The following is a 12,788-nucleotide window of genomic DNA, read 5'->3' on the forward strand; positions in this document are numbered from 1 at the left end:
CCGAACGGGCCGGCCGGCCGTCATGCCGGTTACTGCTTGTCCATCCAGGCCGCACGGAAGACGTTGTTGCCGAGCGGGATCTGCAGGAAGCCGTGCACCTTGTCGCGGAGCGCCACCGGATAGGGCGTCTCGTAGAGCGGGATGATCGGGCCGGTCGCATTGTAGATCTTCTGGATCTCCGCATATTGCTCGGCCCGCTTCTTCTGATCGACCTCCTTCTGCGAAGCTTCGAAGAGCGCGTCGGCCTTCTCACTCTTCCAGCCGGAATGCACCGCGTCGATATTCGGCGAATAGACGTAGTAGGAGGTGATCTCGTTCGGATCGGCGATGTCGTCGGTCCAGGCGCCGGCGCGCATGGTGAACTCGCCGTCGCGGTACTTCTGCGTTCTGGTGGCGTTGTCGACCTGCTGAAGTTCCAGCTTGATGCCGATCTGCGCCCACATCTGCTGCAGCGCCGTCGCGCTGCCGATCTCGTCCTGGCTGCCGGCCAGGATCAGGATTGAGGTCGAAAAGCCGTCCTCGTAGCCGGCTTCCTTCATCAGCGCCTTGGCCTTTTCCAGATCATAGGGATAGACCGCGCCCTCGCCGGTATGCAGCGGCGTTGCCGAGGACATGTAGGAGGACATCGGCGTGCCGACGCCATGGGTGACGATCTGGATGATCGCCTGCTTGTTGGCGGCGTAGTTCATCCCCTGGCGAACCTTCTCGTTCGACAGGGGATTGTCCTTGCCGTCGACCTGCGGCCGGACATTCATGATGACGTTGGCGACGCGGGTCGAGGGGAACAGTTCCATATCGATCCCCTCGGCGTTCTTCAGCTCCTCGACGCGGGCATAGGGGATCAGTTCGGCGCCGTCGATTTCGCCGGACTGGAGCTTCAGGATACGGGTCGCATCGTCGGGCAGAAGGTCGAACTCGATGCCGTCGAGATAGGGCAGCGGCTTGCCGTCCTCGCCCTTGTCCCAATAGTGCTCGTTCTTGACCAGCGTCATGGTCGAGCCGCGCTGCCAGGACTTCAGCACAAACGGGCCGGAGCCCACCGGATGCTCGGCGAAAGCCTTGGCCTTTTCGGCGTCTGTGTCGCCTTCGGCTGCCTCGAACTGCTTCTTCGGCATGATCGCCGTGTTGAACACGGTGAGCGCAGGCAGGATCGCCGGATCGGTGTGCTTCAGCTTAATCGTGATGCCATCGTCGCCCTTGGCGACCACATCCTCGACCGAGCCGAGCAAGAAGTTCCAGATGCCGTTGTCGGGGTTCGCCGCGCGCTTCAGCGACCAGATCACGTCGTCGACGGTGATCGGCGAGCCGTCGGAGAACATCGCCCCCTTGCGAAGGGTGAGATCGACGGAAAGACCGTCGTCGGCGACGGTCCATTCCGTCGCAAGGCCCGGCTCCAGCCCCTTGCCGTCGTCGGTCGGCAGGATCAGCGTGTCATAGAGGTTCGACAGGATCCAGATGTCGACATTGGCGTCGTTGAGAACCGGATCGAGGAACAGGCTGTCGGCGTAGCGGCCGTAATGCAGGACGCCGCCACGCTCGACGGACAGCGCTGCCGAAGCGGAGCCGGCGAGCAGGGCGGCGGTGAGCGCCGCGGTGACTAAATTCCTCATTGAGACCCCCGATCCAGTTTAGAAAACCGTCCTAGTGATGTGTAACGATAGGCATGGGACCGGAAATGAGTCAATCGGTTGTGCCTGCCCTTGTTTTCAGCATGTCTGCGTCATTTCCCACCGTTCGGCCGCTTGCCCGCCAGTGTGGGATCGTGCTAGCCGAATAGAACAGTTGGAGCTTTCAGTCCGATGCATTTCCACGTCGATCGCGACCTGCCGGTGCCGATCAGGCTGCAGATTAAGGGCCTGATCGAATACGGCATCGCCTGCGGCGAGCTGCAGGCGGGCGAGGCGCTTCCCTCGGTGCGCGAGCTTGCCGAGAGGGTGGGGGTCGCGCCGATGACGGTCAGCCAGGTCTATGGTGAACTCAAGTCTGCCGGTCTCATCGAGACCCGCCCCGGCTCCGGCACCTTCATCGCCAATAGCGGCCAGGCGCGCATGGCGGCACGGCCGGAGGCAATCCAGCTGCGCCGGCAGATCGACGCGCTGATCGACGAGGGGCTCGCGATGGGCGTGCGCGCGAGCGATCTCGCCGCGCTGGTCAATGCGAGGCTCTTCTACCGCACCAGCGTCGGACAGCGGGTTTCCGTCGCGATGGTCGGCCTGTTTCCCGAGGCGACGGCGAGCTATGCCCGCTTCATCGCGGCGCGCCTCGGCGCAGCCGCAACGGTCGAGCCGCTGACCATCGAGGCGATGCAGCGGGACCCGGCCACCCGCGCCCGCGGCGCCTCGGCCGACCTCGCGGTCACCTTCGTCAATCGCCACCGCGAGGTGGCGGCGCTCCTGCCGAACACCAAGGTGGTGTCGATCAGCTTCATCCCCTCCGAAGAGACGCGGCGGGCGCTCGCCTCGCTCGACCCCCTGGAAACCCTCGGCATCGTCTCGCGCTTTCCAGATTTCCTGCCGATCATGAAATCCGGCGTGCAGCGCTTTGCCCCGCACGTTCCCGCAATCGCCGCGACCACCGTCGAGGAGCCGCATCTTCGCGAGGTGATCGAGCGATCCAGCGTCCTCGTCTACGCCACCGGCGCCGAGAGCGCGCTCTCCATGGTCCGGCCGGGCACGTCGGCCATCGAATACCGCCACACGCCCGACCCGGCCGACATCGAGCGCGTCATCCTGCCCATGGTCCGGGCGAGCGACGAAGCCGCTCCCGCCGCGGCACCGGACCGGCCCTTTGAGGAAACGGAAGCATCATGAAAGTCTCGGAAGCCAACTGGCAGCAGATCGAAGCCTATCTGAAGACCGACGACCGGGCGATCCTGCCGCTCGGCTCCACCGAGCAGCATGCAGGGCTCTCTCTGTCGGTCGATTCGATCCTCTCCGAGCGCGTCGCCGCCGAGGCGGCCGAGCCCCTCGGCGTGCCGGTCTTTCCTGTCCTCGCCTATGGCCTGACGCCATATTTCCTGGCCTATCCCGGCTCGGTCTCGATCCGAATCGAGACCTATGTGCGGATCGTCCGTGACATCCTCGATTCCTTGAAACGACAAGGCTTCCGCCGCATTCTCATCGTCAACGGCCACGGAGGCAACCAGCCGGCGGGTAGCCTCGCCATCGAGTGGATGGCCGACAATCCGGGCTGCTCGGTGAAGTTCCACAACTGGTGGAACGCGCCGCAGACCTTCGCCAAGGTGCAGGAGATCGACACCGTCGCCTCCCACGCATCCTGGATGGAGAACTTTCCCTGGACGCGGCTGCCGGACGTGGTCCAGCCGAGCCAGTTGAAGCCAATGGTCGATCTCGCCCGAATGCGGCTGATGGATCCGGAGAAGGTTCGCGAGCTCCTCGGCGACGGCAATTTCGGCGGCTATTACGAAAAGCCCGACGCCGACATGCTGGCGATCTGGGACATCGCGGTAACGGAGACCCGCGCCCTCATCGAAGGCCCGTGGGCATGAACAGCGGATCGACGCCGACCGGGCCGATCCTGATCTGGGGTGCCGGGGCGATCGGCGGAACGCTCGGCGCGGCCTTCATCCGGTCCGGGCACGAGGTCGTCTTCGTCGACAGCGCCGAGGATCACGTCCGGACCATCAACGACAAGGGACTTTCCATCGCCGGCCCGCTGTTCGAGGACACCCTCCATGCGCCGGCCTTCCTGCCGCGGGACCTCGACGGCACCTTCGAGACGGTCTTTCTCTGCGTGAAGGCGCATCACACCGAGGCGGCGGCGAGGCAGCTGGCGCCGCATCTTGCCGCCGACGCCTGTGTCGTCTCGGCGCAGAACGGCCTCAACGAATATGTCATCGGGCGCGTCATCGGCGAGAAAAGGGTCGTCGGCTGCTTCGTCAATTTCGGCGCGGACTATCTGGAGCCGGGCCTCGTCCACTATTCCGGCAAGGGCGCGGTGGTGATCGGCGAGATGGACGGCCCGGCAACGCCGCGGGTGGAGGCCCTGCACCAGCTGCTGCATCGATTCGCCGACCATGCCGTCCTGACCGAAAACATCCTCGGCTTTCTGTGGGGCAAGCTCGTCTATGGCGCGCTGCTCTTCGCGACGGCGCTGACCGACGATTCGATCGCCGACGTCCTCGCCGAGCCGGCCTATCGTCCGGTGCTGACGGCGCTCGGCCGCGAGGTCGGATCCGTGGCGACGGCGGCGGGCATCGATCCCGAGCCCTTCGACGGCTTCGACCCCCTCGCCTTCATCCCCGATGCGCCCGAGGCGCGGACGGAAAGGTCTTTCGACGACATGGTGGCCCACAATCGCCGGTCGCTGAAGTCGCACAGCGGCATCTGGCGCGATCTCGCCGTTCGCAAGCGGCGCACCGAAGTCGACGCCCAGCTCGGCCCGATCGTCGAGTTCGGCGTGCGCCACGGCGTTGCAACGCCGCTGACGCGGCGGTTGATCGCGATGATCCACGAGATTGAGGAAGGCGAACGGCCGCTCGCCGGCGCCAATCTTGCAGCGCTGGCAGAGGCGGGCGGGCCTTCCGGCATGGCAGGGAGCGCCGCATGAACATCCGCTTCGACGAACGCACCGCTCTCGTCACCGGCGCCGCCCACGGCTTCGGTCGGGCGATCGCCATCGCCCTTGCGGCAAGGGGCGCGCGGGTCATCGCCTGCGACATTCTCGAAGCCGAACTGACCGAGACCGTGACGTTGGCGGGTGACGCCTGCGAACCGCTGGTGCTCGACGTCACCGACCGTGACGGCGTCCAGGCCGCCGTCGCCGGGATCGAGGCGGCGCACGGCACGGTCGACATCCTCGTCAACTGCGCCGGCGGTGTCCTCGGCCAGATCGGCCGACCGATCGAGGAGATCGGCGAGGCCGACTGGAACGCCATCTTCGCCGTCAATCTCTCCGGCGCCTTCTACCTGACCCAGGCCGTCGCGCCGGGGATGAAGCGGCAGAAATTCGGCCGCGTCGTCAACATCTCCTCCGGCGCAGGCCTCGGCATCTCTTTGACCGGCATTCAGGCCTATGCCAGCGCCAAGGCAGGGCAGATCGGCCTCACCCGCCAGCTCGCCCACGAGCTCGGGCCCTTCGGCATCACCGTCAACAACGTCGCGCCGGGCTTCGTGCGCTCCAATCCGACGACCGAGAGACAGTGGGAGGCGATGGACGAGGACGGCCAGAAGAAGCTCGTCGACAACATCGCCCTGAAGCGACTCGGCAGCCCCGACGACATCGCCCATGCGGTGATGTTCTTCGCCTCCGAACAGGCCGGCTGGATCACCGGCCAGGTGCTCTCGGTGGATGGCGGCAAATGAGCCGGCCAGCGAGGGGCGAGATCGGCGACGTAAAAGCCTGGCTCGAGAGCCACGCCGAGGCGATGGTGGAAGAGCTGAAGGCCTTCTGCCGGATCGAAAGCGTCTCGACCGACCCCGCCTATCGGGCGGGCATCACTGCAGCAGCGGATTTCGTCGCCGATCGACTGACGCGCGCCGGCTTCCCGAGCGTCGAGATCGTGCCGACCGGCGGCCATCCCGCGATCGTCGCCGAATGGTGCGAGACCCCCGGCGCGCCGACGATCCTCGTCTATGGCCACTACGACGTGCAGCCGCCGGATCCCCTCGAGAAGTGGAAGACCCCGCCCTTCGAGCCGGACATCCGCGACGACCGCCTCTATGCCCGCGGCGCCTCGGACGACAAGGGCCCGCTGATGGTGCCGATTCTCGTTGCCGAAGCCTTTTCCAGAACTCGCGGCGGCCTGCCGCTGAACGTCAAGATGTTCGTCGAGGGCGAGGAGGAATCCGGCAGCCCGCAACTGTCACCGACCGTCGCGCGGCTGAAGGATCGCCTCGCCGCCGACCTCGTCGTTTCCGCCGATGGCGCCATGTGGCGGGCGGATCTCCCCTCGGTGACGGTGGCGAGCCGCGGTCTCCTCGCTTTCGACGTAACGGTGGGCGGCGCCGGCAAGGATCTTCATTCCGGCCGGCATGGCGGCAGCGCGCCGAACCCGGTGCGGGCGCTGGTGACAGTGCTCGCCAGCCTGCATGACGAAACCGGCCGCGTTGCGGTCGAAGGCTTTGCCGACAATACCACGCCGCCCGACCCGGCGATCCTCGACGCGATCCGCGCCTCGGACTTCGATCCTGCCGGCTACTACCGTTCGATCGGCGCGCCGCTGCCGGATCCGCTGCCGTCGACCGAGGAACTTCTCACCCGCCAGTGGCTGGAACCGACGCTGGAGTTCAACGGCATTTCCGGCGGCTATTCCGGCGCCGGGATGAAGACCGTGATCCCCTCCTCGGCGAGCGCCAAGATCACCTGTCGGCTCGTCGCCGGCCAGGAGCCGGGGGCCGTGCGTCAGGCGATCGAGCGGCATCTGACGGCGGCGATGCCGACCGGCTTCGAACTGACCATCGCCGGCCACGGGCCGGGCAGCGCCGCCTTTGCCCTCGATCCGGACGAGCCGGCGCTGGCGATCACCGAGGACATTCTGGAAGAGGTTCTCGGCGCGAGGCCGCTGCGCGTCGCGATGGGAGCGACGATTCCGATCGGCGCGGTGTTCAAGCAGCATCTCGGTGCGCCGCTGGTATTCTTTTCGTTTTCGACCGCCGACGAGGACTATCACGCGCCGAACGAGTTCTTCCGGCTGGCGAGCTTCCGAAATGGCCTCATCGCCTGGGCGCGGCTGTTCGATCGCCTCGCGGAGACGGGCGCCGGCGCGCGCGGATGCTGACAAGGAGGCGGATCGCCGCTTGCCGCATCAGTCGGCCGCTTCGGCGAGCATGTCTTCGCGCATCATCTTCAGCCGGGCCCGCTGGGCGCTGCGGATATGGGTGCGGGCGGCCGCATCCGCCGCGGCCGCATCGCGTCCGGCGATCGCCGCGATGATGGCGCAATGTTCCTCATGCGCGCTCTCGTAGCGTCCCGGCACCGTCAGGCTGGTCCCGCCGAGAAGCGCCATGGAATCGCGCAGCGCGATCAGCGCCCGCTCCAGATAGCGGTTGTGGGCGGCGCGATAGAGCACCGAATGGAACAGCCGGTTCAGATCCGCCAGCTTCTGCGGGCTTGCGGCGATCGCCTCCTCCGAGCCGACGAGTTCGCGCAGCTCCTCGATCTCCGCCTCCGAGGCATGCCGCGCGGCAAAGGCCGCCGCGGTGCCCTCGAGCACCTCGCGCAGATCGTAGAGCTCCATCGTCTCCTGGTGGTCGAGCTTGGAGACCACCGCCCCATGGCGCGGCACGAATGAAATCAGCCGCTCGGCTTCGAGCCGCCGGATCGCGTCGCGGGCCGGCGTGCGGCTGACCTTGAAACGCTCGGCGATCTCGGCCTCGCGCAGGCGCGTGCCCGGCCGGATCGAGCCGTCCTTTATGGCGGCCTTCAGCTTCTGATACGCCACCTCGCCGCGGGAAATCTCGTTGGCCATCGGTTCCTTTCGCCTCGCCTCCCGCCAGTGCCCCTCGGCCGGCGCCAAGGAGTTAGTGTCCCCCGGCTGATGCCCGCCGGGCCGAACCGCATCCGGCCGATAGCCGCTGCCTGGCGGCGGCACCAGCATAGGCGATGATCCCCACGCGAAAAATCCGTGGATGGTCCGACGGGACGCTCCCTTCGCGGCGATTCCGTCAGGGCCTCTGCCGCCATGCCGACGCCGACGGCGAGTCACTCCCGCACTCTGTACAGAAGAGAAAAGGCTGACCGGTGGCATCAAAGCCAGCCGGCGGTGCGCGCATAAGTGGCTTCACAGCGATTGCATACCACGGTACACGCTCGTGATCACTGCGCTAAGTCCAGCTTAGCGATCAACCGCCAAACACGTTCCGGGAGGAAGACCATGCCAAGCCGTTTCCAAAGGACGATCGTCGGGCTGACGGCCGCCACCCTTTTCGCAGGCGTCGCGTCTGCTGTGCCGGCCCGAGCCAGCGATCTGTCGATCCGCTTTGCCTGGTACATGCCGCCGAAGACCGCGACGGCCGACCAGGGCGAGGCGATCGCCAAGAACATCGCGGACATGAGCAACGGCTCGATCGACGTCTCGACCTATCCGTCCGGGTCGCTCGCCAAGGAATCGACGATGGCGCAGGCCCTCGCCAACAACACGGCGAATATGGGCATCATGGCGATGCACTGGTGGTCGAGCATGGAGCCGTCGCTTGAATGGGACACCATCCCGTTCCTTGCCGACGATGCGGGCCAGCTTCTCGACGCGCTGCACGGCAAGCTTGGCGACGACATCAACAAGATCTTCAACAAGCACGGCGTCCAGATCGTCGGCTGGGGCTATTACGGCTACGCCGAGAGCTATGTGAACACCAAGCATCCGATCAAGACGCCCGATGACCTCGACGGGCTGCGGATGCGCTCGGAAGGAAGCCTGTCGGCCGAGTTCCTCAAGGCCAAGGGCGCGAGCCCCGTCGCCGTCGATTCCAGCGAGGTCTACACGGCGCTGCAGCGCGGCACCCTCGACGGGGCGGTGTCCGGCCTGTCGTCCATCGTCTCGCGCAAATGGTACGAGGTCGGCCACAACATCACGGCGATCCATTATGTGCCGCTGGTCTATCCGGTGCAGGTCAATCTCGGCTGGTGGCAGGGCCTGACCGACGAGCAGCGCGACATCATCTCGAAGGCCGTCGCCAAGACCGAGAAGCCGAATGTCGACGCCATCGAGAAGGAATTCAAGGACGACATCGAACTCGCCAAGAAGGCCGGCGACGACGTCTACGTGCCGACCGAGGACGACCTTGCCAAGTGGAAGGACGCAACGCTCGACATGGCGTTGAAGAGCTACTACGCGAAGGCCGGCGACACCGGCAAGTCGCTGGTCGCCGACGTGCAGTCGGCGATGGGCGGCAAGGCGACGCAGTAATGACGCGCGGCCCCGCTCACGCTTCGTCAACCCGCCCGAGAAGCCGGCGGGGCCTCGCAGCGATTGCCGGCGCAGGCGACCTCGTCGCCTTCGCCGTCGGTCACCTGGCGATGATCGCGATGCTGGCGCTGACCGCCGGCATCATCCTCGGCATCGTTCTGCGCTGGGTGCGGATCGACAATTCCTGGACCTACGACCTCGACCTCTTCAGCCTCGTCTGGGTCGCCTTTGCCGGCGCCATCCTCACCGCCCGCTTCGATCGCCACGTGACCTCGGGCATCGCCGTCGAGCGAATGGTCGAGGGCCGGCTGCGGCTGTTCTTCCGCATCTGCCGTGTGCTCATCGTCGTCGGCTTTCTCGTCCTCCTGACGATCTCGGGATGGCGCGACACGCTGACGAGCTATTCGACCGGCGAGAGCACCATCGATGTCGCCGAGTGGCCGGTCTTTATCGCCAAGGCGGCGATCCCGCTCGGCGCGATCTTCTGGGCGCTGGCCGAACTCACCAAGGCGGTCCTTCGCAGCGACGACGACGTCGCGGACGAGACCCTCTTCGACGAAGACCGGCCCGGAGCCTCCACGTGATCTTTCTGACGACGGTGCTGGCGCTTTTCGCGCTCTTGATCCTTGGCACCCCCATCGCGATCGCCCTGATGATCAGCGGCCTCGTCGGCTATGTCCTGACCATCGACTTCGAGCCGGGACTGAACGCCCTTGCCCAGATCGCCTATGGCGATCTCAACTCCTTCGTCATCGGCGCCATCCCGCTCTATGTCCTGATGGGCCAGATCATGCTGAAGGGCGGCGCCGGCAAGGATCTGTTCGACCTCGCACAGCGTGTCGTCGGCCGCCTTCCCGGCGGTCTCGGCGTCGCCGCGATCTTCGCCTGCGCGATCTTCGCCGCGATCTCCGGCTCGTCGACCGCGACGGTCGCGACCATCGGCTCGATCAGCATTCCGGAGATGCTGAAGCGCGGCTACAGCCGCCGGATGACGGCGGGCTCCGTCGCCGTCGCCGGCAGCCTCGGCATCCTGATCCCGCCGAGCATTTCCTTCATCCTCTATTCGCTCGTCACCAACACCTCGGTCGGCAAGCTGTTCATGGCCGGCATCCTACCGGGAATCCTGCTGGCGCTGCTGTTTGCGCTCTACACCGTCGTGCAGAGCCTGCGGGAGAACCGCCTCGGCATCGCCGAGCAGACGACCAGCGAAACGCCGCCGCTGGAGTGGCGCGCCCTCGGCAGCCTGGCGATGATCATCATCGTCCTCGGCGGCATCTATCTCGGCTTCTTCACCCCCACCGAGGCAGCCGCAGTCGGCGTCGTCTATGCGCTGGCCCTGACGGCGATCTTCACCCGGACGCTGACCGCCGGGCTGTTCTGGGCGGCGCTCCGCGACAGCGTGGTGACCAGCGCGATGATCCTGATGCTGATCGCCGGCGCCGGCATCTTCGGCAACACGCTTTCGCTGCTGCAGGTGCCGCAGGCGCTGGCGGGATGGCTCGACAGCCTGCAGCTCGCACCCTGGGAGTTCCTGATCGCCGTCAACCTGCTCTATCTGGTCCTCGGCATGTTCATGGACGCGTCGGCGGCGATCCTCGTCACCGTGCCGATCCTGTTGCCGGCTCTGCAGGCCCTGAATATCGACCTGATCTGGTTCGGCGTGATCCTGGTCATCAACATGGAAATCGGTGCCGTGACCCCGCCGGTCGGCATGAACCTCTTCGTCGTCCAGTCGCTGAGAGACGACTATTCGATCCGGGAGGTGCTGGCAGGGTCGCTGCCCTATGCGCTGATGGGCATACTCGGCCTCATCATCGTGATGCTGTTCCCGCAGCTGGCGCTGTTCCTGCCCAATCTCGTGAACTGAGCCGCCGGTGCAGTCGTGACGCGCGTGCGCCGGCAGGACCGCCGCGCGGTCTTCCGGCCGATGCCGAACTGCCGGGTGAAGTCGCCGAACGAAAAAGGACCGGCGTCATCACTGCCGCCGGTCCCTTTCGCCTTTTAGGCGGTCGCCCGCCTTCAGCTTTTGCCGTGGAACTTCTGGAAGTCGCGGCTCTCGTGATGGGTGCCGTACCAGATCGCGGCGGCGACGACCGCGACCGAGACGAGCAGGCAGAGCGCCGTGCCGAAGCCGGAATGGGCGAAGGTGAAATAGGCCTCCGCGCCTTCCCACGTGCTGATCGGTGATGTGTTCATCGGTGTGTTCCCTGTTCGTGAAATCCGAAGGTCTTACTCGGCCGGCACGGCGGCAGCCGTCCCCGCGCTCGGCCCGGCCGGCGAGATGATCGGCGCCGCCGGACGGACCATGCCCTCCGGATAGGCCTCGATCGGCACCTCGACGAGATCGAGACCCATGATCTCGACGTCGCGGGGGACCCGAAGATAGCCGGTCGCCTTCATCACCGCCGAAATCGCATAGCCGGGGACGAAGCCGAGCAGCCCCATGACGACGAGACCGACCAGCTGGCCCATCAGCGAGACCGGCGGCATTTCGCCCATGTTCGGATAGCCGGCGGCGAAGAGGCCGACCGCAAGGAGACCCATCGCACCGCCGGCGCCATGCACCGCGACGGCACCGACCGCATCGTCGATGCCGGCGCGCTCGACGGCCGTCGCGATCATCGGGGCGACGAAGCCGGCGACGACGGCGATGGTGAAGGCCAGCGGCGGATACCAGACATCGAGGCCGGAGGCTGCCGAGATGATGCCGACGAGGCCGCAGGACATCATCCAGAACGGATCGCGGGTCTTCACCCAGCCGCCGATGATCCCGCCAGCGAAGGCCATGACGGTGTTGAAGGCGAAGGAGGAGAGCGTCGCCGGCTGGCCGAAGATGTTGGTCCACTGGGCGCCGGCATTGTAGATGATGCAGCCGCCGAGGAAGCCGAAGAAGCCGACGATGATCAGCATCAGCCCGACGACGGTGAGCGGCACGCTGTGAGCCTTGAGGGCGTTGGGCGTGCCGTCCGGCTCGAACTTGCCGATGCGGGGCCCGAGATTGATCAGGACGCCGAGGGTGAAGGCGCCGGCGACGAGGTGGACGCAGCCCGCCGCGCCGACATCATGGAAGCCGAACTCGGTGGTCAGCCAGCCGGAGGGGTGCCATCCCCAGGCGGCGGCGAGGATCCAGACCACCGATCCGAGGATGATCGCGAGAACCAGGAAGGCGGTCAGCCGGATGCGCTCGATCACCGCGCCGGACATGATCGAGGCGGTGGTCGCCGCGAAGAGGGCGAAGGCCGCCCAGAACACGCCGGTGGCGTTGTCGGCGAGGTTCGGCCCCATGGCGCTCGACCAGGGCAGCGCCACCTCGGAGCCTTCGGCGATCGTCAGGCCGCCGGGAAAGGCGTTGTAGATCCACCAGCCGAAGAAGAAGAAGGTCGGCACCACGAAGGCGAAGGCGAGGAGATTCTTGGTGCCCGCCGCCAGGACGTTCTTGGCGCGCGAGGCGCCCATTTCATAAGCCAGGAAGCCGGCGTGGATGGTGATCATCAGGGCGGTGCACCACCAGTAGAAGATCTCCATGTTGACGGTATCGGACATCTTGGTACCGGCTTCGAGCGCCGCCACCTTCTGCCCCAGTTCGATGAGCTGCTGGTCCATGTCGTTCTCCTAGGCTCAGACCGGAAGACCGGCTTGATCACGGCACACCGTGACTACTGACAAGAAACAAATTTTATTTATGCGAGAAGCGTGCCAGATCGGCTTGCCGGCGCTTCACGGGTCGTTTTTTCTCAACCGCACCGTGCCGGAGGCGATTTGCGGAACATTCGTTCTCTTCCGGCGGCACCCGGCGAAATCTTCCCCTGCCGCTCCGCCGCCGCGCGCCGACCGGCCGGCCGGCCCGGGTCGGGCGGTGGCTGCACAGTTTTGATCCAACTGACTGCCTTCGCGGCATTCGCTCGGGCAGGCGGCAGAGGCT

Annotated in this window: 12 protein-coding genes; 8 read left to right on the plus strand and 4 right to left on the minus strand. The window is 66.2% G+C overall.

Annotated elements, in window-relative coordinates; translation table 11 throughout:
• Positions 1 to 29: 29 nt before the first annotated feature.
• Positions 30 to 1,610 (minus strand): ABC transporter substrate-binding protein, encoded by a 1,581-nt coding sequence (locus E3C22_RS08970; RefSeq protein ID WP_134761639.1) that lies wholly within the window; start codon positions 1,608 to 1,610, stop codon positions 30 to 32.
• Between the two features lie 189 nt (positions 1,611 to 1,799).
• Between E3C22_RS08970 and E3C22_RS08975 the strand changes: the two genes are divergently transcribed.
• Genes E3C22_RS08975 through E3C22_RS08995 form a run of 5 tightly spaced genes read left to right on the plus strand, consistent with a single transcriptional unit; the run spans position 1,800 to position 6,739 of the window.
• Positions 1,800 to 2,810 (plus strand): GntR family transcriptional regulator, encoded by a 1,011-nt coding sequence (locus tag E3C22_RS08975; protein WP_134761640.1) that lies wholly within the window; start codon positions 1,800 to 1,802, stop codon positions 2,808 to 2,810.
• Positions 2,807 to 3,508 carry a creatininase family protein gene (locus tag E3C22_RS08980; RefSeq protein ID WP_134761641.1) on the plus strand — a complete coding sequence of 234 codons (702 nt, stop codon included), beginning with the start codon at positions 2,807 to 2,809 and terminating at the stop codon, positions 3,506 to 3,508. The genes E3C22_RS08975 and E3C22_RS08980 overlap by 4 nt, the downstream gene beginning before the upstream one ends.
• The gene (locus E3C22_RS08985) at positions 3,505 to 4,569 is read left to right on the plus strand and encodes a ketopantoate reductase family protein (protein WP_134761642.1); all 1,065 of its coding nucleotides are present in this window, start codon (positions 3,505 to 3,507) and stop codon (positions 4,567 to 4,569) included. Before E3C22_RS08980 ends, E3C22_RS08985 begins: the two co-directional genes overlap by 4 nt.
• A complete protein-coding gene (locus E3C22_RS08990) occupies positions 4,566 to 5,324 on the plus strand; it encodes an SDR family NAD(P)-dependent oxidoreductase (RefSeq protein ID WP_134761643.1) in 759 nt (252 codons plus the stop codon). Before E3C22_RS08985 ends, E3C22_RS08990 begins: the two co-directional genes overlap by 4 nt.
• Positions 5,321 to 6,739, plus strand: a complete 1,419-nt coding sequence (locus E3C22_RS08995; RefSeq protein WP_134761644.1) for a dipeptidase — start codon at positions 5,321 to 5,323, stop codon at positions 6,737 to 6,739. The genes E3C22_RS08990 and E3C22_RS08995 overlap by 4 nt, the downstream gene beginning before the upstream one ends.
• Positions 6,740 to 6,766: 27 nt before the next feature.
• Here E3C22_RS08995 and E3C22_RS09000 read toward each other — a convergent pair whose 3' ends face one another.
• A complete protein-coding gene (locus tag E3C22_RS09000; protein WP_134761645.1) occupies positions 6,767 to 7,429 on the minus strand; it encodes a GntR family transcriptional regulator in 663 nt (220 codons plus the stop codon).
• A gap of 405 nt (positions 7,430 to 7,834) precedes the next feature.
• On the opposite strand from E3C22_RS09000, the gene E3C22_RS09005 reads away from it, so the two are divergent.
• From E3C22_RS09005 to E3C22_RS09015, 3 genes are read left to right on the plus strand one after another with little or no spacing between them, the layout of a single operon-like run.
• Positions 7,835 to 8,866, plus strand: coding sequence for a TRAP transporter substrate-binding protein (locus E3C22_RS09005; RefSeq protein WP_134761646.1), 1,032 nt, complete (start codon positions 7,835 to 7,837; stop codon positions 8,864 to 8,866).
• Complete coding sequence (locus tag E3C22_RS09010) at positions 8,866 to 9,450, plus strand: TRAP transporter small permease (RefSeq protein WP_134761647.1); 585 nt, start codon at positions 8,866 to 8,868, stop codon at positions 9,448 to 9,450. The genes E3C22_RS09005 and E3C22_RS09010 overlap by 1 nt, the downstream gene beginning before the upstream one ends.
• Positions 9,447 to 10,733, plus strand: coding sequence for a TRAP transporter large permease (locus E3C22_RS09015; protein ID WP_167591698.1), 1,287 nt, complete (start codon positions 9,447 to 9,449; stop codon positions 10,731 to 10,733). The genes E3C22_RS09010 and E3C22_RS09015 overlap by 4 nt, the downstream gene beginning before the upstream one ends.
• A 152-nt stretch (positions 10,734 to 10,885) precedes the next feature.
• Here the strand turns inward: E3C22_RS09015 and E3C22_RS24455 are convergent, their stop codons facing one another.
• Together E3C22_RS24455 and E3C22_RS09020 are read right to left on the minus strand one after the other, a co-directional pair.
• Entirely contained in the window at positions 10,886 to 11,062 is a 177-nt protein-coding gene (locus E3C22_RS24455) for a hypothetical protein (RefSeq protein WP_167591699.1), read from the minus strand.
• A 33-nt stretch (positions 11,063 to 11,095) separates the two neighbouring features.
• Positions 11,096 to 12,469: an ammonium transporter gene (locus E3C22_RS09020; RefSeq protein WP_134761649.1), complete on the minus strand. Its 1,374-nt coding sequence runs from the start codon at positions 12,467 to 12,469 to the stop codon at positions 11,096 to 11,098.
• Positions 12,470 to 12,788: the final 319 nt, after the last annotated feature.

It is taken from the genome of Jiella endophytica (assembly GCF_004519335.1).
In the GTDB taxonomy this organism is placed as follows: domain Bacteria; phylum Pseudomonadota; class Alphaproteobacteria; order Rhizobiales; family Rhizobiaceae; genus Jiella; species Jiella endophytica.